This window comes from Ruegeria sp. YKSE079 (genome assembly GCF_059612845.1).
The window spans coordinates 72,510-89,454 of sequence record NZ_JBXWRJ010000010.1 but is presented as its reverse complement, the minus strand read 5'-3'; the positions used below and the strand labels follow the sequence as shown (position 1 = coordinate 89,454).

Sequence of the window (16,945 nt, the reverse complement as noted above, 5' to 3'; positions counted from 1 at the left end):
GGATCAGGACCTTTCCAGGATAGCCAAGCGTAGGGCGAGGGCCGCGAACAGGCACCCTGAAACCCAGCCCAATACGCGTGAAATCGCAGGGTTGTTCGTTAGCTTCCGGCGCATCGCGCCCGCAAAGAAACCAACTCCGGCGTTGATGAAAAACCCCCCGAACGCAAGGACCATGCCAAAGATCAAAAACTGTGGCAGGATTGATCCGGCATTCGGGTTCACAAATTGCGGGATGAAAGCAAGAACAAACAGGATAACCTTGGGGTTTGTCAGATTCACCATTAAACCGTCGCGAAAAGAATGGTTGGCAGGCCTTGTCGCAATGTCCGGCGATACCGTTCCAGATCGTATGGCGCCCCAGGCGAGCCAAAGCAAATAAGAAACGCCAAGCCAGCGGATGGCGTCGAACAGAACCGGTGCCGCCTCGACAACCGCCCCCAACCCTAGCCCGGCCAGCGTGACGTGCACCATCGAACCGGTCGAAATCCCAGCGCTTGCAGCCGCCGCAGCGCGAGGACCTGAACGCAGACCCTGCCCCAAGCAAAACATCATGTCCGCCCCAGGCGTCAGGTTCAGCGCCAGCGCCGCCGGAACGAATGTCCAAAAAACAACTGGGTCGATCATTTCAGTGAAAACCAATTGATAGTCGGGCCGAGATTGGCAATTTCGGTCCGACCCATTTTTCCGCGAGCGCCCCAACTGTCGTGGATATGCCCACAAAAAGCCAATGAGGGCTGAATGCGTTCGATCGCATTGCGCACCGCAACCGATCCCACCGACACCCCTTGCGAGGTTTTGTCCCCGATCCCTTTTGGCGGGGAATGGGTGATGAGGATATCGGTATCCTTGCAGCGGTCCAACAACTCTGTCGCTTCAGCCTCGGTCAGATCGCAAGACCAGTCGCCAAAGGGTGTGACCGGTACGCCATAACCCAGCCCGAACATGCGCACCCCATCCACGGTCATTCCGTGGCCGTGCAATACGTGCGCGCCTTCGTGAGCGGCTGTGTCCAATTCTTCCGCACTTTCCGCGTTTCCCGGCACCAGAACCAGAGGGGCTGATATTCTGGAAAGCATCTCCATCGCTTCATCCAGCCCATGCCGCATATTGCAGTAGTCCCCGGCGCCGATCACCAGATCAGCATCGTTACTGGCCACCACTAAATCGGCGGCTCGCGTCCGCGCCATATGAAGGTCAGAGAACGCAAGAATTTTCATTTCGCTTCCTCAAGCCGTTCCTTGAGCACCAGAAGATCCGCCCAGGCCTGCCTTTTCATATGAGGCTGGCGAAGCAGATATGCAGGGTGAAACATCGGTATGACCGGCAGGTTCATTGCTTGTTCCCACTGCCCTCTCAACCGGGTTATACCGCGCTTTCCCAGTACCGCCTGACAGCTGATATTTCCCATTAGCACCAGAACCGCTGGCTTTGCCAATGCGACATGCCGCTCGAGAAACGGTTTCATCATTCCAATCTCGTCTGGTTTAGGATCGCGGTTTTGCGGAGGCCGCCACGGCAAAACGTTGGTGATATATACGTTCTTGCTGCGGTCTAGTTCGATCGCTGCCAGCATCCGGTCCAGCAAATGACCCGCGCGTCCTACAAATGGGCGGCCCTCCCGGTCTTCATCACGCCCCGGAGCTTCGCCAATGATCATGACGCGCGCGCCTGGTGTTCCGTCTGCAAAGACCAGTTGCCGTGCCCCGCGTTTCAATTCGCACAGATCAAATGCATCCATTGCCGCGCGCAACTCTGGCAATGAGTTTGCACTTCGCGCCGATATTTGCGCAACCTCGGTCGCATCGGCATCCTTCGGTTTTACGTTGACCTCTGGAGTTGGAACAGTTGCCTTGGGCTGTGCCGTCGTGTCGGGTAAAGCATACCGGTCCACCGGATCATCTCCGATGGCTTCGGTTGCGCCCAACTCGATCTGCCATTCCAGCAGAGCGCGAGCCGTGTGATGATCCAGTACCGATTCCATAGCAATCAATCTAACCGCTTGAACGAAGAGGGAAAGCGAATTGCCCTTGTCATCTGCTCAAGACACACCAAACTAATTGTTTATCATGTATATTAAATCGCTGCTCTTCGTGTCGATAATTGCTCTCGTTCTCGCGAGTAACCAATCGGCACTCGCCAACTTCCACAATCAATGTCCGGCAGGGAAATTGCAGTGCGGCCAATCGAATTGTTGCAACCTTTCCGAAAGATGCAGTTGGGATGGTCACTGCATCCCCTCTGGCGGCACATATTGCGGCGGCGGTCGTTCCTGCGGGCCGTTTGAAGAATGCGTCGCGGGTGGAACGCGGTGCGCTCCGAAAGGATCTGGCAAGTGCACCTCCGGCCTGACTTGCGGGCCGGGAATGATCTGTACTGCTACTGGGGAATGCGTGCGCCAGGAGGAACCGAAACTTCAAGCACCGTCAGGCAATACGTGCAAGGATGGTCGCGTGTGCCCCGGCGGATCGACCTGTTTGCCGAATGGTGGCTGCTCTCGTCCGGATTGGTTCTTGTGCCCGGAAACCGGGTCGCAATGCCGCCCCGGTTTCAAGTGCTCGGCTCATCAAGGTTGCGTCCCGGTTCGCGCCATTGATTGCGGCTATGGGAAATGGTGCAAACCGGGCTTTGCTTGCACCCAGGATGGAGGCTGCGAGGAACTGCCGCAAAAGGAAAACGCGAAGGACCGTTAGATCATGTTGCCCGACCGGCGCGTCCTTTCTATAAGCGGCCCGAATGTCTGATCGGAGTTCGCCCCATGAGTTTCGCCCATCGTCACCTTCTTGGCATCGAACAGCTTTCACCCGCTGACATCACCGCCATTCTGGATCTGGCTGAGAAATACGTAGAGCTTAACCGCCAATCGGCCAAACGCGCCGATGTTCTGGCGGGCCTGACGCAGATCAACATGTTCTTTGAAAACTCCACACGAACGCAGGCCAGCTTCGAACTGGCGGGAAAGCGGCTGGGCGCGGATGTGATGAACATGGCGATGCAAGCCAGTTCGATCAAGAAGGGGGAAACACTGATCGACACGGCGATGACCCTGAACGCGATGCATCCCGATCTGCTGGTGGTGCGGCATCCGCATTCCGGCGCGGTGGACCTGTTGTCGCAGAAGGTCAACTGCGCTGTTTTGAACGCAGGCGACGGACGGCACGAGCATCCGACGCAGGCGCTGCTCGATGCTTTGACCATCCGCCGCGCCAAGGGGCGGCTCCACCGGCTGAACGTGGCAATTTGCGGTGATATTGCTCATTCCCGCGTGGCACGCTCGAACTTGATTCTGCTGGGCAAGATGGAAAACCGCATCCGCTTGATCGGTCCGCCGACACTGGTTCCCGGCCATTTCGCCGAATTCGGCGCCGAGGTGTATGATGACATGCGCGAAGGCCTTCAGGACGTGGACGTCGTGATGATGTTGCGGCTTCAGAAAGAGCGGATGGATGGCGGGTTCATCCCATCCGAGAGAGAGTACTATCACCGCTACGGCCTTGATGCAGATAAACTCTCGCTCGCGAAACCGGACGCCATAGTGATGCATCCGGGCCCGATGAACCGGGGCGTCGAGATCGACGGCACACTGGCGGACGACATCAATCGCTCGGTTATTCAGGAGCAGGTGGAAATGGGTGTCGCCGTCCGCATGGCCGCGATGGAGCTTTTGGCCCGCAATTTGCGCGAGGCCGCATGAGTGGATTGACCGTCGCCCCAAGCGAACGAGGCGTTTTACGTTTGTTCACGCTCGACATGCGTGCCGAAGAGGCACGGTTTTTGCGTGAACCGGGCGCGGCGGAACAGGTTCTGAACATACAAGGCTTGGACCATTCACAGATCGAGGTATTCCCCGTTTCCGATCTGGCGGAACTAGGCCTCTATGGATACCTGACCGAGGGTTGCGGCATTTCCGACGGCCAGCTTGATCGGGTAAAACTTGATGCGCTCGCAGGTTGGGTCATGGTTATACGCAGCAAGGCGTTCAATGGGCGCGCTACTGTATTGAACCCTGACCAAAGGGTGCAACTGGCTGGACTTTTCACTGAAGCGACCACGAACTGGGCCGGGCAACCCATCGAAACCGAAAGTGCAAAACCCTACTCCGCGCCGCGCGTCCCACCCCGTCAGGCCCGTGCCCAAGCCCGGCGGATCGGATTTGCGCTGTTCGCCGTGATCATGGCTCTCATTGTCGGAGGTGTTCTGTGGCTGGTGAGGTGACCCGCTTTCCCGCTGACAAACAGGCCTATATCCGCACCAATGCGTGGCTTGCCGCCTTTGCCATGGCTGCAGCAATGGCGGTTCTTTGGCTGATCGGCAACCCCTATATCTGGACCGGCGCGCCAGCCGGGCTGGCCGCAGTCGTCGTGCGCGCCTGGTATCTGGCCTCCGAGGAATTGGCCACCAACTGGGAAATCCGGGACGGCGCCCTCGTCGGACCCGGTCAGCGCAGGATGACGCTCAACCAGATCGAAACCGTGCGCACCTTGGGCAGCTTCGTTCAGATCGTCACCCGAAACGGCGACAAGCATCTGATCAAGTATCAGGCGGATCCTGCCGCCACCAAGGCCGCCATCGAAAGGGCAATCCAGTGAGTGGGAGGGATGAATGGTGGCGCGACAAAATTCCCGAGACAGAAGAGATTTTGTGGATCGGAAAACCGGATCAGGGTTTTTTCCCGCCCCGGGTCGGCTGGGTCTACAAGGCCGGAATTGGTCTGATTGCCTTCGTTTGGCTGGCAAGCCCTTGGATCTTTGCAACCGCCAGAGATTTTTGGATGACTTCTTGTTGCACGATAGGATTTGGGTTTCTGCTTTATGCAGATCGTTACGTTCGTGCGCAAAAAGTTTATGTCGTTACCTCGGAAAATGCGAGACTGCTCAATAAAGACCTCAAGTCTAAAGCTTTGAAAATTGACCGTTTCCTGAACTTCCGAATTGCACGGCGAGCGGTTTTGTTCAGTCGCCACCCTTATTTCTCCTTCGATCATCTATCCGATCCGGATGCCGCATTTCAGGCATTGAACCAAGCCCGAGAGGCCACACAATGACTTCTATTCTCTTCACCAATGCCCGCCTGATCGACCCGGAGGCCAAGACAGACTCGACCGGCTGGCTGCAGGTAGCCGATGGCAGGATCATCGCCCGCGGTGAAGGGAACGCGCCGAGTTCTGATGGGCAGACCGTAGATTGCGGCGGCAAATGCCTCGCGCCCGGTATCGTCGATATTGGTGTCAAGGTTTGCGAACCGGGGGAGCGGCACAAGGAGAGCTACAGGTCCGCCGGCCAGGCGGCGGCGGCGGGCGGCGTGACCACGATCATCACACGCCCGGATACGACACCCGCCATCGACACGCCGGAGACGCTGGAATTCGTTACGCGACGGGCACAGGCAGATACGCCGGTGAACGTTCTGCCGATGGCTGCGCTCACCAAAGGCCGCGAGGGCCGCGAAATGACCGAAATCGGGTTTCTCTTGGATGCCGGTGCGGTCGCTTTCACCGATTGCGATCATGTGGTCGCCAACACCAAGGTTTTCTCGCGCGCGCTGACCTATGCACGTTCATGCGGCGCACTGGTTATCGCCCATCCGCAGGAACCGGGCCTGAGCAATGGCGCCGCCGCGACCAGCGGCAAAATTGCCACGCTATATGGCCTGCCCTCGGTCTCGCCGATGGCAGAACGTATGGGGCTGGACCGTGACATTGCTCTGCTGGAGATGACCGGGGCGGCCTATCATGCCGACCAGATCACCACCGCCCGCGCCCTGCCCGCGCTGGAACGGGCCAAACGCAACGGGCTGGACATCACCGCCGGAACCTCGATCCACCATCTGACCCTGAACGAATTGGACGTGGCCGACTATCGCACCTTCTTCAAGATCAAGCCGCCGTTGCGCTCGGAAGACGACCGGCAAGCCGTGATAGAGGCCGTACGGACAGGGCTGATCGACATTATCAGTTCGATGCACACTCCGCAGGACGAGGAGAGCAAACGTCTGCCCTTCGAAGAGGCCGCCTCGGGTGCGGTCGCGCTTGAAACTCTGTTGCCCGCTGCGCTGCGCCTCTACCACGCCGGACAACTTGATCTGTCGACGTTATTCCGCGCCATGGCGTTGAACCCGGCAAAACGGCTGGGGTTGGAATGCGGCAGGCTTTCCAAAGGTGCACCCGCGGATTTGGTGTTGTTCGATCCGGATGTGCCATTTGTGCTCGATCGTTTCACCCTCAAATCGAAATCGCAAAATACTCCGTTTGACGGCCAGCGTTTGCAAGGTAGGGTTGCGGCAACCTATGTCGCAGGCAAAGAAGTTTACCGGAGAGCGTAATGCCGCCCATCGAAAACACTATGGCCCAACTCCTGATCTGGGCTGTGATTGGATACGGATTGGGGTCCATTCCTTTCGGCATGATCGTGGCCAAGATCATGGGGCTTGGAAACCTGCGTCAGATCGGATCGGGCAATATCGGTGCCACCAACGTCCTGCGCACAGGCAACAAGGCTGCTGCCGCGTTGACATTGCTGTTCGATGCCGGAAAAGGCGCCGCCGCTGTTTTGCTGGCCCGCGCCATTACGGGAGAGGACGCGGCACAGCTTGCCGCATTGAGCGCCTTTGTTGGGCATTGTTTCCCGATCTGGCTTGGCTTCAAGGGTGGCAAGGGGGTGGCGACCTTTTTGGGTATTTGGCTGGCACTTGCCTGGCCAGTGGGACTTGCCTGCTGCCTGACCTGGCTTGTCGCTGCACTGGTGACACGTATTTCATCAATGGGCGCGCTTGCCGCTGCGGCTTCGTCGACGATTTGGCTGCTGGTCCTCGACCACGGGACTGCTTTTTTGCTGGGAATTCTCCTGACGTTGCTTATCTTTTGGCGCCATTCAGCAAATATCTCTCGCATCAAGGCCGGGACCGAACCGAAGATCGGACGCTCTTGAAAGCGCCGCAGGTATTTTTGGACGCCTTCTTTGCGTTACCTTCGGGCAGTTTTCAGGGAAAGTCGCAGGGCCGCAGATATATCGCCAGTCGGACCGAACTGGCTGGGAAACGATCGCACAAGCTTGTCGCTCACGAGTTAGGCGGCACCGACTATATCAGCTTGAACCTTTACATCTTGTCAAACGGCAAGACCCTTCTGCGCCCTTGTGAAATGCCCGAAAAGAAAGTCGTGGACTTTGTGGTCGGTCTGGTTCCAAGTCGTTGATCACAAGCTGGAACCCTCTATTTCCGCACAATCTCATTTCGCTCTCGCACATACACAATTGTTTGTTTTGAACGTGAACAGTGCGCGTCCCAACTCGAGTTGCGTGACGCAGATTTCGCGGCACTTCATGTCTTCACATAGTTGGCTGAGCGAAATTTCGGCGGGTCGGCCAGCGCATAAAAAGGTAAATCCATGAACAAGATCAAAACACTCCTCAGTGGCGTCGCACTGTCGGTCGCGCTGGCAAGTTCGTCACTGGCGGCGGGCGTGGAAATCAATGCATCTTCAACGGGCTTGGCAATGCAAGGCTATGACCCGGTTGCTTATTTCACCGAAGGCGAGGCAACCAAGGGCAACTGGAAAATCACCACGCTGCATGACGATGCCCTGTACCGTTTTGCCTCTGAAGAAAACAAGGCCGCGTTCGAAGCCAACCCCGAAGCGTATCTTCCGGCTTATGGCGGGTATTGCGCCTTTGGCACGGCGATGGGCTTCAAGTTTGACGGCGATCCAAACTACTGGAAGATCGTCGACAACAAGCTCTACCTGAACCTGTCGGAAGAAATTCAACAGAAATGGGAAGGCGATATTCCCGGCTTTATCGAAAAAGCCAGTGTCAACTGGGAAGACATCGCAGACAAAGACCCGGCGGCGTTGCAGCAGCAATAACTTGCCGAGAAAATACGATATTTCGGCGGCAGGTCATACTGCCGCCGCTTGAGATTTGCATCCGTTGATTGAGAAGGATAATCTGTCGATTATCAATGAGTCCTGATTAATGGACCTGCAGGGCCAACAGATTCTGGCACTGCTCATCAAATGTTCGGAATAAGTGGGAATGCAGTGATCCGCTTTGCGGATCGGGGTGTATCGGAGTGGGCCTACCCTTTGAGCCGATGCGCATCCCAAGAATGCATTTGTACGAAAGGACACTGAGATGACGGGAAAATTGGTACTTGTTTCGACCTTGGCAACATTGGCGACGGGGCCGGGGTTGGCGCAATCTTCGGGCAATTGGAGCGGCTTTTATGCGGGGGCGGAGATCGGCTATGCCGACGTCGACACCAGTGTATCTGGGCTGGACGGTGACGGTGTTATTGGCGGTATCATCCTTGGATATGACTATGACTTTGGCACCTGGGTCGCTGGCGCCGGGTTCGACTATGACTGGACCGACGTCGATCTGTCCGGGGCCGCCACTGTCGAGGATGTCTGGCGATTGAAAGCGCGGGCGGGATACAAGATCAACCCCGACAGCCTGCTTTACGGCGTTGCAGGCTATGCCGAAGCCGGAACCGACAACTTTGGAAGTGATGACGGTTGGTTCATCGGCGCAGGATATGAACAGATCATCGTGCCCAACATAAGCCTTGCCGGCGAATTGCTTTATCACGAGTTTGACAATTTCAACTCGACCGGCGTCGATGTGGACGCAACCACGTTCCAAATTCGTCTGGCTTACCGGTTCTGACAGTGAACGAGGGCCGCACTACCGGATTCAGGTAGTGTGGCCACACACGGTTACAGTAACCGCAGAGGTGCTCAGTAGCTGAACGCCCGGTAAATTCGCGTCAGGTCTTCATCCCAATCGCCATTGTAATGCGCCAGCAACTCGTCTGCCGGTACTTTGCCGGTTTCGATGCTGTCCTTCAATGCATTGAGGAAATGGGCCTCATCTGGCACCAGTCCTCCGGCACCGGGTCGAGCGCGCGCCTTGAGACCAGCCTCGGAAATTGCCACGGCTTCGCGCGCCAGATCATGCATTTTGATACCATTCACTTGGGCTTGCAGACCATCTCTACTGGCTGCGATGCGCAACTCCTCGCGGATTTCGGCGTCCCAGCCTTTCACCAGATCCCACGCCGCATCCAGCGATGATTGTTCATAAGTCAGCCCGACCCAGAATGCGGGTAGCGCACACAAGCGGCGCCACGGACCGCCATCGGCACCGCGCATTTCGATAAACTTCTTGATCCGGGCCTCAGGAAAAAGAGTGGTCAGATGATCCGCCCAATCGGACAATGTCGGCGTCTCTCCCGGTAATGCGGGCAATTCGCCTTTGAGGAAGTCACGGAACGACTGGCCCAGCGCGTCGATGTATTTCCCATCGCGATAGACAAAGTACATCGGAACATCGAGCGCATATTCCACCCAACGTTCGAATCCGAAACCTTCTTCGAAGACAAAAGGTACCATCCCGGTACGGTCGGCATCCAGGTCGCGCCATACCCGCGAACGCCACGATTTGTGACCATTGGGCTTGCCGTCAAGGAACGGCGAGTTGGCGAACAATGCCGTGGCCACCGGTTGCAACGCGATGGCGACGCGCAGTTTCTGGACCATGTCTGCTTCGGAGGCGAAATCAAGATTGACCTGAACCGTACAGGTCCGCCGCATCATGGTGGTGCCCATGGTGCCGACCTTTTGCATATAACTGTCCATCAGCTTGTAGCGGCCCTTGGGCATCAACGGCATGTCCTCGTGCCGCCAGATCGGGGCCGCGCCCAGACCGATAAAGCCCACACCGATCTTGTCAGCGATATCCTTGACGTCACGCAGATGCGCGTTTACCTCGTCACAGGTTTCGTGGATCGTTTCCAGCGGCGCTCCGCTGAGTTCCAGTTGACCACCCGGTTCGAGCGAAACGTTGGCACCGTCCTTGGTCAGCCCGATCAGCTTACCGCCTTCTTCCAATGGTGCCCAACCATGCAAGTCGCGCAACCCTTCAAGCACGGCTTGAATCGAGCGTTCCCCCTCGTATGGGAGCGGCTTGAGCGTGTCCTTGCAATAGCCGAACTTTTCATGCTCGGTTCCGATGCGCCACTCGACCTTGGGCTTGCATCCATCCGCCAGGTATTCGGCCAGTTGTTCATGGCGTTCAATCGGTCCTCCGCCGGACTGAGGGATAGACATAGGCCGCGCTCCGATGCTGGGTCTCTAGAAAATGTAGGGGGAAGTCCTGAGGGTAAACGCCTCCGGTGTCAATGCAACCGCAACCCCTGTGGACGAGAAGGATGACGTTCCCAGATCACGACCGGGTGAACCGCGCGTCCTGAAAGCTCCGACAGCATCTGTTCGGTTTTTATTCCGGGAAGGGACGAAAAGACGTCAAAAAGCGCCTCGGCACCTTCGGCATTAACCGGGATGTGAAGACTGGGTTGATCTGGTTGCTCCAACACCCAATGCGCGGGCCGAGTGGTTGGATCAAGCGCCAAACGCTCCAGTTCACGCGCGGCGACCACTCCGCCAGTCAGAGGACCCAGATAGGAAATCTGGCCTTCGTCAACCGAAACGACACCGGGCCCACCTGCACCGTTGCGAAACCGTCCCCGCTGAATACCTATGACCGTCAACGCGACTGAAACGACAATCAACACCCAACCCAGCCAGCCCAATAACCCGCCCGGACCACCAATCCAGCTGATACCAACCAGCATCATCGCAGCAGCAACCAGAATCTCGCGCCAGCGCCACATGGCCGCCTTGGCTTCGGGACGAACAAAGCTCATGTTTCGGGGCTTCCCTGAACACCCTTGTAGGGCGCCTTGATCGCATCGTAGGTCATGTCAGTGAAATCGTACTTCTGGACACGATCTTCAAGGTCTCCATCATCTGCCAAACGGGCCTGCCACAACACGCCTTTTTCGGCCCATTGTATTTCTCCTTGCCAAAGATCGGCCCATTCCCAACCCGGCAGATCAACAACCGCGTCGGTCCCAGGGCCTATCAGGGCATAATTGCTGGATACCAAAGCCCGGTTCTTTTCCCCAATACGAAACCCGCATTGCAAAGCCCAACCGCTTGATACGGGTTTGCGCAGGATCGTCTCGTACCGGTCGCCACAAACGTGCGTCCAGCCACGAAGGCGCATTTTCTCGGCCACCAGTCCGCCCATGTGAAACCCGTCGGTGGAATGGGAAAACGCATCTGTAGCGGCAGGCCGCAATCCATCTTGCATTTCAGCTGGCGCTTCCGCTCCATTCAGCCACAGTGCGCCGATTTCAGTAAATGCACCTCCTCCATGCCAGCTGTGCGACTGAGGCCAATAGGAAATTGCCCGCAACCAGGGCGCGCGCGACACGGCCGTCCAACACCGCCCCCCGCGCCCGGCGAAATAGACGAGATATTTCCCGTCTGGCGAAATGTCCGAGCGGTACTCGTGAATGCGCCCATTAAGCCATTGACCCAATTCAATGGTGTCTTTTTTTCGGTCCCAAAGAATGGATGCCACCTGATCGCTCGGCCCGCGTCGCAGGACCACTGCACGGTCCGAGTTAATGGCCGTCAGCACATGCAGGCGAGGTGCCGTCACCTCCAGTCCCCCAATACCTGCTGCCATAAGGTCATTGCGGCAACCGCAGCCGTATCTGCACGCAAGATACGAGGGCCAAGGCTGACCACATGGGAAAAGGGCAATGTGGACAACCGGGTGCGCTCCTTTTCTGAAAATCCACCTTCAGGGCCAATGAGAATCGCCCAGGGTTGGCCTTTTTCACTTTTCGTCAGGCGCAAGGCCGATCCGGCCTCGGCCTCGTCGCAGAACATCAGTCGGCGGCCTTCAGGCCATTGATCCAGCAACCGATCCAGTTTTGTCAGGTCGCTGACCTTGGGAACGAATGTTCCGCCGCATTGCTCGGCAGCCTCGATCGCGTGAGCTTGCAGTCGATCCTGACGTATGCGCTCGGAATTGGTGAAATCCGTCTGAACCGGAATGATTTGTGCAGCTCCCATCTCGGCGGCCTTTTCCACGATGAAATCGGTTCGTGCCTTTTTGATGGGCGCGAACAGAAGCCACAAATCCGGGGGCATCTGCAACGTGCGTGTCTGCTGGATGCATCGCAATACGCCACCCTTCTTTCCAGTTTCCAACACCTCGGTCTGCCACTCACCGTCCTGCCCGTTGAACAGGGCAACAGGAGCGCCAATGCCAAGGCGCATCACGCCGAACAGGTAATGCGCCTGTTCGCGCGTCAAAGGAACCGATTGCCCCGCACCCAATCGGTGCTCTACATACAGCCTGATTTTCGCACTCATGAGACCCTACATATGCAAGGCAAAGCCCCAACACCAGACGGACAAGTCGCCGACGCGATCAAGGACAACTGGGTTGACACCCACGCCCCCGCCTTTACCCGGCCCTATCTCCGGTTGTCTCGCGCGGATCGTCCCATTGGAACGTGGCTGTTGCTGATCCCTTGCTGGTGGGGGTTGGCCCTTGCTGTTCTGGATGGTGGGGATCCCGAATGGACGGATTTGTGGATCGGCATCGGATGCGCCCTTGGAGCTTTTCTTATGCGCGGTGCGGGCTGCACTTGGAACGACATTACAGATCGGGATTTCGACGGCAAGGTGGAACGAACACGCTCGCGACCCATTCCCTCAGGGCAGGTCACGGTTCGAAAAGCGGTGATCTGGATGGTGGTACAGTGCCTGCTTGCCTTGATGATTCTTTTGACCTTCAACATGGCAGCAATTGCTATGGGTGTTCTTTCGCTGTTACCCGTCACAATCTATCCCTTTGCCAAACGCTTCACATGGTGGCCACAGGTGTTTCTTGGTCTGGCCTTCAACTGGGGCGCCCTGCTGGCCTGGGCCGCCCACAGTGGCACAGTGGGCTGGCCCGCTATTCTTCTGTATTTGGCCGGCATATCGTGGACCCTTTTTTATGACACGATATATGCGCATCAGGATACTGAAGACGACGAACTTATCGGCATCAAGTCTACAGCCCGCCTGTTTGGCACCGATACCGCGAAATGGCTGAAGTACTTTCTGATTGCCACCGTCAGCCTGATGGGATTGGCCGTGATCGAGGCGGCCCTGCCCGATGCGTCGATCATGGCAATGGTTCTTGCGATTGCGGGGCCTTGGGCGATGGGCTGGCATATGGCGTGGCAACTGCGAGGCCTCGATATCGAGAATAACGCCAAACTGCTGCAGCTTTTTCGCGCCAACCGCGACACCGGCCTTATTCCGCTGATCTTCTTCGGGATTGCACTGCTGCTGTGATTGCACCTTGGGCCGGGCGGTTGTAAGACTCCCGGCCAAAAGCATGACGAGATACCCGATCTGCATATGCGAGTTCCCTTTTCCCTCGTGGTCGCTCTGACATTTGTGATGGCGGCCGGACTGTGTCTGTTTGGCGCTAGCTTTGCCGTAACCGCTGTCGAGCAAAGTTCCGAAGCGTCTATTCGGCGGGCGCTGGACCTGAAGGGGCATAACTGGGCGGAGGTTCAAGCCGACGGGTTACGAGTCATTTTGACTGGAACCGCCGCTGACGAAGGTGCCCGTTTCAATGCCCTAACGGTTGCGGGTGCCGAAGTTGACCCTTCCCGCGTCATCGACGAGTTGGATATTGCGCCGACCGCCGATCTGGCACCACCCAGATTTTCAGCGGAAATTCTGCGCAATGACAGCGGGATATCCGTTATTGGCCTGATCCCCGCAACCGAGGATCGCGAAGGACTCATTTCATCCCTGCAAGCCTTGGACCGGCAAGCACGGGTATCGGATTTGATGGAGACAGCGGACTATCCCAAGCCGAGGGGGTGGGACGATGCGCTTGCTTATGCCATTTCCGCGCTATCCCGGTTACCCCGCGCTAAGGTTTCTGCCAGCGGCGGGCTGGTCAAGGTCACGGCAATCGCGGACAGTCCCAAGGAAAAGGTGCGTCTAGAGCAGGAACTCACAAAGGCCGCACCGCCGAGCTTGCGCATCGGACTTGCGATTTCAGCCCCCCGCCCGGTTATCACCCCTTTCACTCTTCGTTATCTGATCGACGAATCAGGAGGGCGTTTCGACGCGTGTTCGGCACAAGACGAAACAGCAAGGGATCGCATTATCGCCGCCGCACATCGTGTTGGCCTTACCGGCAAGATCAACTGCACTATCGGATTGGGTGTTCCGTCTCCGCGGTGGGCAAGCGCTGCAGAGCTCAGCATCGGCGCCCTGGCCGAGCTTGGACGTGGCAGCGTCACAATAGCGGACGCGGATATCACGCTGGTCGCGCAGCAAGGAACGGATCAGTCGACGTTTGACAGGGTCGTCGGAGAGTTGGAGAACAGCTTGCCCGACGTGTTCGCACTGCACGCCGTTCTGCCCGAACCTGAAGTCAAAACTGCCGCCGAGGTATTGGAGTTTACTGCGACACGTAGCCCCGAGGGTTTGGTGCAACTGCGCGGACGCCTGGGAGACGAATTGCTGAGGGAGATGGTCGACAGTTATGCCAAGGCCGCATTCGGATCAGAAGCCGTACACATGGCCACTCGCGTCGTGCCTGATTTGCCCGCCGACTGGTCAGTCCGAGTTCTTGCCGGTCTCGACGCCTTGTCTCGCCTTCACAATGGATCTCTTTCGGTAACAGTGGAAACAGTCATCATCCGCGGCATGAGTCATGACGAAGATGCAAATGCAGACATATCACGGTTGCTATCCGACAAACTAGGCGAGGCTCAGGACTTCAAGCTGGACATCAGTTTCGAACCCCTGCCCGAACCCGAGGATGCATTGCCGGACCCGGAAGTGTGCGAAGCAGACATAGCCGTTATTCAGCAAGGCAACAAAATCACATTCGAACCCGGCTCTACCACGGTGTCGACCGACTCCTTGGAAACGGTGAACCGAATTGCGAACATCCTGAGAGAATGCGGACCAATCCGGATGGAAATTCAAGGCCACACCGACAGCCAGGGCCGCGAAGAGATGAACCAGAAACTTAGCCAAGCGCGCGCGCAGTCTATTCTCAACGAACTGCGCGCCCGGCGCGTGCCAACGTCGAGTTTCGCCGCGATCGGCTATGGCGAAAGCCAGCCGATCGGGGATAACGGGACCGAAGAAGGCCGCGAAGAGAATCGGCGGATCGATTTCAGGCTGGTTCGCCCTGAACCCGTGACCGAGCGTAAGACCGGGCTGGAGGCGGCGGAACAGGCAAAAGAGCGGCCGACCGGGAAACAGGCGGACAACACATCGCAAGAGCAGGCAGAGGATCAGTGACATGAACAGAACCGAATTCATTATCGCCACCGCGATCATCCTGTTCGTGGCGTTTTCACTGGGCTGGTTCACCAACTGGCTGGTTCACCGGCTGTCCCGTGTTCGCCAAAGCGACGTGGCTGATCTGGACCGTATGAGTCGGGAGTTGCACGAAGCGGAAGAAACCCGCGATCAGGCGATCACGTATCTTCAGCAGCGCGAAGCCGAATTAACCAATCAGTTAACACAGACAGAAGCGGAACTGTCCGCGGCGATGGATGGATTGCGAGCGGCACGGCAAGAAGCCGAAGAGTTAAGGGTACAATTGGCAGGCTAAGCACAAAGGCTAGTTTTACCCAGGGAACAACCGAACTACCAACGGGCCAAAGCGTCTTCGTCTTCATCCTTGGCTGCAACCCAACCAGCGCCACCAGCTGTGATTTCCTTTTTCCAGAACGGTGCCCGAGACTTCAGGTAGTCCATCAAATACTCGGCAGCCTCGAAGGCATCCTTGCGATGGCGGGCCGCAGTGGCGACCATCATGATCCGGTCACCGGGTGCGAGCCGGCCATAACGATGGATGACTAGAACATCACCCAATGCCCAACGTTCTTTCGCTTCCAGAGCGATTTTCGACAATGCTTTCTCGGTCATACCGGGGTAATGCTCGATCTCCATCACGGCGAGATCGTCCTCCGCAAGATCACGCACCACCCCTGTGAACGTCACGATGGCACCGTTTGCCGCTCCTCTGGCAGCGAAAGAACTGACTTCTGTCCCTAGATCGAAGGGTTCTTCCTGAACAGCTACGCGCACGGAAATCACCCTCCGGTCATGGGCGGAAAGAACGCAACCTCTCTGACGCCGGACAAAGAGGCATCAAAATCCGAAAGCTCCTGATCCAGAGCCACCCGAAGCGCCGAGAGGTCGGCAAAAGCCACTTCGTACCGGACCTCGCGCATCCGCAACTCATCGACCAATTCCGAAACAGTCGCCGCATTGGTTTCAACTCTTTCTTTCGGCAATCCGATGCGTTCGCGAACCCAGGCGAAATACAGAATGTCCATGTCTTACGTATCCTTCAGATGCGGCATAGCTTTACGTAGGTAATCATAGCCGGTGATCAACGTCAGACCAGCTGCAATCCACAGCAACCACAGACCAACACGCCCGGCCCAGACCATACCGTGGTATTTCCAGCGCAAGCCGTGAAGGTCTTCCACCTGCCCGGTCATGATCTGCTCGACCAACTGCTGATCCATCCCGAACGAGGACATCACCAGGTAGTGCTCGAATATCCCCTGACCGAACAAAACCGCGATGGCAATCATCTGTGATGTTGTCTTCCACTTGGCAAGCTTAGTCACCTTGAGCGTGCCTGAGACATCGCCAAGATACTCGCGCAAACCGGAAACGAAAACCTCGCGAAACAGGATGAACGTGGCAGGCAGCACCAACCAGGGTGTCCAATGTTCAGCGGAATACCCGACGATAATCATCAATGCGATGACTACCATTGCCTTATCGGCGATCGGGTCCATCATCGCACCCATCTTGGTTTCCTGTTTCCATGCCCGGGCCAAATATCCGTCGAACCAGTCGGTAACTGCGGCGGTCACGAATAGAATCAACGCGAACCAATCCGCATAAGGCCGGGTAAAGTACAAAAACATCACAGCCAGCCCGGGGGCAGCCAAAAGGCGCAGAACAGTCAGGATATTGGGCAAGTTCCATTTCATGCAGCGGACCCTACATCGGCGGTTACGGACAGAAAAGCCAAAGTGC

General features: G+C 57.2%; 23 protein-coding genes. 13 read left to right on the top strand and 10 right to left on the bottom strand.

The annotated features are described in order from the left end of the window. Positions 1-3 precede the first annotated feature (3 nt). The 3 genes from AC2FMY_RS11155 to AC2FMY_RS11145 are packed head-to-tail and all read right to left on the bottom strand — an operon-like array spanning position 4 to position 1,981. Positions 4-624 carry a LysE family translocator gene (locus AC2FMY_RS11155; RefSeq protein ID WP_496748312.1) on the bottom strand — a complete coding sequence of 207 codons (621 nt, stop codon included), beginning with the start codon at positions 622-624 and terminating at the stop codon, positions 4-6. Continuing rightward, positions 621-1,217 carry a metallophosphoesterase family protein gene (locus AC2FMY_RS11150; RefSeq protein ID WP_480748667.1) on the bottom strand — a complete coding sequence of 199 codons (597 nt, stop codon included), beginning with the start codon at positions 1,215-1,217 and terminating at the stop codon, positions 621-623. The genes AC2FMY_RS11155 and AC2FMY_RS11150 overlap by 4 nt, the downstream gene beginning before the upstream one ends. Then, positions 1,214-1,981 (bottom strand): uracil-DNA glycosylase, encoded by a 768-nt coding sequence (locus AC2FMY_RS11145; RefSeq protein ID WP_496807391.1) that lies wholly within the window; start codon positions 1,979-1,981, stop codon positions 1,214-1,216. Before AC2FMY_RS11145 ends, AC2FMY_RS11150 begins: the two co-directional genes overlap by 4 nt. Positions 1,982-2,220: 239 nt before the next feature. Here AC2FMY_RS11145 and AC2FMY_RS11140 point away from each other — a divergent pair, with 239 nt between their 5' ends. The 10 genes from AC2FMY_RS11140 (at position 2,221) to AC2FMY_RS11095 (ending at position 8,660) form a co-directional block, all read left to right on the top strand. Continuing rightward, positions 2,221-2,349 (top strand): hypothetical protein, encoded by a 129-nt coding sequence (locus AC2FMY_RS11140; RefSeq protein ID WP_496807390.1) that lies wholly within the window; start codon positions 2,221-2,223, stop codon positions 2,347-2,349. A 406-nt stretch (positions 2,350-2,755) separates the two neighbouring features. Beyond that, positions 2,756-3,691 (top strand): aspartate carbamoyltransferase catalytic subunit, encoded by a 936-nt coding sequence (locus AC2FMY_RS11135; protein ID WP_480748665.1) that lies wholly within the window; start codon positions 2,756-2,758, stop codon positions 3,689-3,691. Then, entirely contained in the window at positions 3,688-4,212 is a 525-nt protein-coding gene (locus tag AC2FMY_RS11130; protein ID WP_496748356.1) for a hypothetical protein, read from the top strand. The genes AC2FMY_RS11135 and AC2FMY_RS11130 overlap by 4 nt, the downstream gene beginning before the upstream one ends. Further along, positions 4,197-4,586 (top strand): hypothetical protein, encoded by a 390-nt coding sequence (locus tag AC2FMY_RS11125; RefSeq protein ID WP_496748355.1) that lies wholly within the window; start codon positions 4,197-4,199, stop codon positions 4,584-4,586. The genes AC2FMY_RS11130 and AC2FMY_RS11125 overlap by 16 nt, the downstream gene beginning before the upstream one ends. A 50-nt stretch (positions 4,587-4,636) precedes the next feature. Continuing rightward, a complete protein-coding gene (locus tag AC2FMY_RS11120) occupies positions 4,637-5,041 on the top strand; it encodes a hypothetical protein (RefSeq protein ID WP_496748354.1) in 405 nt (134 codons plus the stop codon). After that, positions 5,038-6,318, top strand: coding sequence for a dihydroorotase (pyrC, locus tag AC2FMY_RS11115; RefSeq protein ID WP_496748353.1), 1,281 nt, complete (start codon positions 5,038-5,040; stop codon positions 6,316-6,318). The genes AC2FMY_RS11120 and pyrC overlap by 4 nt, the downstream gene beginning before the upstream one ends. Beyond that, complete coding sequence (gene plsY / locus AC2FMY_RS11110; RefSeq protein WP_480748660.1) at positions 6,318-6,923, top strand: glycerol-3-phosphate 1-O-acyltransferase PlsY; 606 nt, start codon at positions 6,318-6,320, stop codon at positions 6,921-6,923. The genes pyrC and plsY overlap by 1 nt, the downstream gene beginning before the upstream one ends. Before the next feature lie 17 nt (positions 6,924-6,940). Next, complete coding sequence (locus tag AC2FMY_RS11105) at positions 6,941-7,189, top strand: hypothetical protein (RefSeq protein ID WP_496807389.1); 249 nt, start codon at positions 6,941-6,943, stop codon at positions 7,187-7,189. A gap of 192 nt (positions 7,190-7,381) precedes the next feature. Continuing rightward, complete coding sequence (locus AC2FMY_RS11100) at positions 7,382-7,858, top strand: YHS domain-containing (seleno)protein (protein WP_480748659.1); 477 nt, start codon at positions 7,382-7,384, stop codon at positions 7,856-7,858. A gap of 268 nt (positions 7,859-8,126) precedes the next feature. Next, complete coding sequence (locus AC2FMY_RS11095; RefSeq protein WP_480748658.1) at positions 8,127-8,660, top strand: outer membrane protein; 534 nt, start codon at positions 8,127-8,129, stop codon at positions 8,658-8,660. A gap of 71 nt (positions 8,661-8,731) precedes the next feature. Here AC2FMY_RS11095 and AC2FMY_RS11090 read toward each other — a convergent pair whose 3' ends face one another. The 4 genes from AC2FMY_RS11090 to AC2FMY_RS11075 form a co-directional block, all read right to left on the bottom strand. Then, entirely contained in the window at positions 8,732-10,102 is a 1,371-nt protein-coding gene (locus AC2FMY_RS11090; protein ID WP_496807388.1) for a glutamate--cysteine ligase, read from the bottom strand. Positions 10,103-10,170: 68 nt separating this feature from the next. Beyond that, a complete protein-coding gene (locus tag AC2FMY_RS11085; protein WP_496748352.1) occupies positions 10,171-10,698 on the bottom strand; it encodes a hypothetical protein in 528 nt (175 codons plus the stop codon). Beyond that, positions 10,695-11,501 carry a hypothetical protein gene (locus AC2FMY_RS11080; RefSeq protein WP_496807387.1) on the bottom strand — a complete coding sequence of 269 codons (807 nt, stop codon included), beginning with the start codon at positions 11,499-11,501 and terminating at the stop codon, positions 10,695-10,697. Before AC2FMY_RS11080 ends, AC2FMY_RS11085 begins: the two co-directional genes overlap by 4 nt. Continuing rightward, positions 11,498-12,223 (bottom strand): 16S rRNA (uracil(1498)-N(3))-methyltransferase, encoded by a 726-nt coding sequence (locus tag AC2FMY_RS11075; protein WP_496807386.1) that lies wholly within the window; start codon positions 12,221-12,223, stop codon positions 11,498-11,500. Before AC2FMY_RS11075 ends, AC2FMY_RS11080 begins: the two co-directional genes overlap by 4 nt. A 12-nt stretch (positions 12,224-12,235) precedes the next feature. Between AC2FMY_RS11075 and ubiA the strand changes: the two genes are divergently transcribed. The 3 genes from ubiA to AC2FMY_RS11060 all read left to right on the top strand — a co-directional run bounded on the left by ubiA (position 12,236) and on the right by AC2FMY_RS11060 (position 15,497). Further along, positions 12,236-13,198, top strand: a complete 963-nt coding sequence (ubiA, locus tag AC2FMY_RS11070) for a 4-hydroxybenzoate octaprenyltransferase (protein WP_496807385.1) — start codon at positions 12,236-12,238, stop codon at positions 13,196-13,198. Positions 13,199-13,264: 66 nt separating this feature from the next. Further along, entirely contained in the window at positions 13,265-15,181 is a 1,917-nt protein-coding gene (locus AC2FMY_RS11065) for an OmpA family protein (protein WP_496807384.1), read from the top strand. Between the two features lies 1 nt (position 15,182). Next, a complete protein-coding gene (locus AC2FMY_RS11060) occupies positions 15,183-15,497 on the top strand; it encodes a hypothetical protein (RefSeq protein WP_496747401.1) in 315 nt (104 codons plus the stop codon). A 35-nt stretch (positions 15,498-15,532) separates the two neighbouring features. Here AC2FMY_RS11060 and AC2FMY_RS11055 read toward each other — a convergent pair whose 3' ends face one another. The 3 genes from AC2FMY_RS11055 to pgsA are packed head-to-tail and all read right to left on the bottom strand — an operon-like array spanning position 15,533 to position 16,899. After that, entirely contained in the window at positions 15,533-15,976 is a 444-nt protein-coding gene (locus tag AC2FMY_RS11055) for a molybdenum cofactor biosynthesis protein MoaE (protein ID WP_496747399.1), read from the bottom strand. A 5-nt stretch (positions 15,977-15,981) separates the two neighbouring features. Beyond that, the gene (moaD, locus tag AC2FMY_RS11050; protein WP_480748649.1) at positions 15,982-16,227 is read right to left on the bottom strand and encodes a molybdopterin converting factor subunit 1; all 246 of its coding nucleotides are present in this window, start codon (positions 16,225-16,227) and stop codon (positions 15,982-15,984) included. A 3-nt stretch (positions 16,228-16,230) separates the two neighbouring features. Then, entirely contained in the window at positions 16,231-16,899 is a 669-nt protein-coding gene (pgsA, locus tag AC2FMY_RS11045; RefSeq protein ID WP_480748648.1) for a CDP-diacylglycerol--glycerol-3-phosphate 3-phosphatidyltransferase, read from the bottom strand. Between the last annotated feature and the right edge of the window lie 46 nt (positions 16,900-16,945).

What these genes read in the sequence shown, in the direction of transcription:
- AC2FMY_RS11155 (WP_496748312.1), bottom strand. Translation starts at nt 624, where the DNA reads ATGATCGACCCAGTTGTTTTTTGGACATTCGTTCCGGCGGCGCTGGCG.
- AC2FMY_RS11150 (WP_480748667.1), bottom strand. Translation starts at nt 1,217, where the DNA reads ATGAAAATTCTTGCGTTCTCTGACCTTCATATGGCGCGGACGCGAGCC.
- AC2FMY_RS11145 (WP_496807391.1), bottom strand. Translation starts at nt 1,981, where the DNA reads ATGGAATCGGTACTGGATCATCACACGGCTCGCGCTCTGCTGGAATGG.
- AC2FMY_RS11140 (WP_496807390.1), top strand. Translation starts at nt 2,221, where the DNA reads ATGGTCACTGCATCCCCTCTGGCGGCACATATTGCGGCGGCGGTCGTT.
- AC2FMY_RS11135 (WP_480748665.1), top strand. Translation starts at nt 2,756, where the DNA reads ATGAGTTTCGCCCATCGTCACCTTCTTGGCATCGAACAGCTTTCACCC.
- AC2FMY_RS11130 (WP_496748356.1), top strand. Translation starts at nt 3,688, where the DNA reads ATGAGTGGATTGACCGTCGCCCCAAGCGAACGAGGCGTTTTACGTTTG.
- pyrC (WP_496748353.1), top strand. Translation starts at nt 5,038, where the DNA reads ATGACTTCTATTCTCTTCACCAATGCCCGCCTGATCGACCCGGAGGCC.
- plsY (WP_480748660.1), top strand. Translation starts at nt 6,318, where the DNA reads ATGCCGCCCATCGAAAACACTATGGCCCAACTCCTGATCTGGGCTGTG.
- AC2FMY_RS11100 (WP_480748659.1), top strand. Translation starts at nt 7,382, where the DNA reads ATGAACAAGATCAAAACACTCCTCAGTGGCGTCGCACTGTCGGTCGCG.
- AC2FMY_RS11095 (WP_480748658.1), top strand. Translation starts at nt 8,127, where the DNA reads ATGACGGGAAAATTGGTACTTGTTTCGACCTTGGCAACATTGGCGACG.
- AC2FMY_RS11090 (WP_496807388.1), bottom strand. Translation starts at nt 10,102, where the DNA reads ATGTCTATCCCTCAGTCCGGCGGAGGACCGATTGAACGCCATGAACAA.
- AC2FMY_RS11085 (WP_496748352.1), bottom strand. Translation starts at nt 10,698, where the DNA reads ATGAGCTTTGTTCGTCCCGAAGCCAAGGCGGCCATGTGGCGCTGGCGC.
- AC2FMY_RS11075 (WP_496807386.1), bottom strand. Translation starts at nt 12,223, where the DNA reads ATGAGTGCGAAAATCAGGCTGTATGTAGAGCACCGATTGGGTGCGGGG.
- ubiA (WP_496807385.1), top strand. Translation starts at nt 12,236, where the DNA reads ATGCAAGGCAAAGCCCCAACACCAGACGGACAAGTCGCCGACGCGATC.
- AC2FMY_RS11065 (WP_496807384.1), top strand. Translation starts at nt 13,265, where the DNA reads ATGCGAGTTCCCTTTTCCCTCGTGGTCGCTCTGACATTTGTGATGGCG.
- AC2FMY_RS11060 (WP_496747401.1), top strand. Translation starts at nt 15,183, where the DNA reads ATGAACAGAACCGAATTCATTATCGCCACCGCGATCATCCTGTTCGTG.
- moaD (WP_480748649.1), bottom strand. Translation starts at nt 16,227, where the DNA reads ATGGACATTCTGTATTTCGCCTGGGTTCGCGAACGCATCGGATTGCCG.
- pgsA (WP_480748648.1), bottom strand. Translation starts at nt 16,899, where the DNA reads ATGAAATGGAACTTGCCCAATATCCTGACTGTTCTGCGCCTTTTGGCT.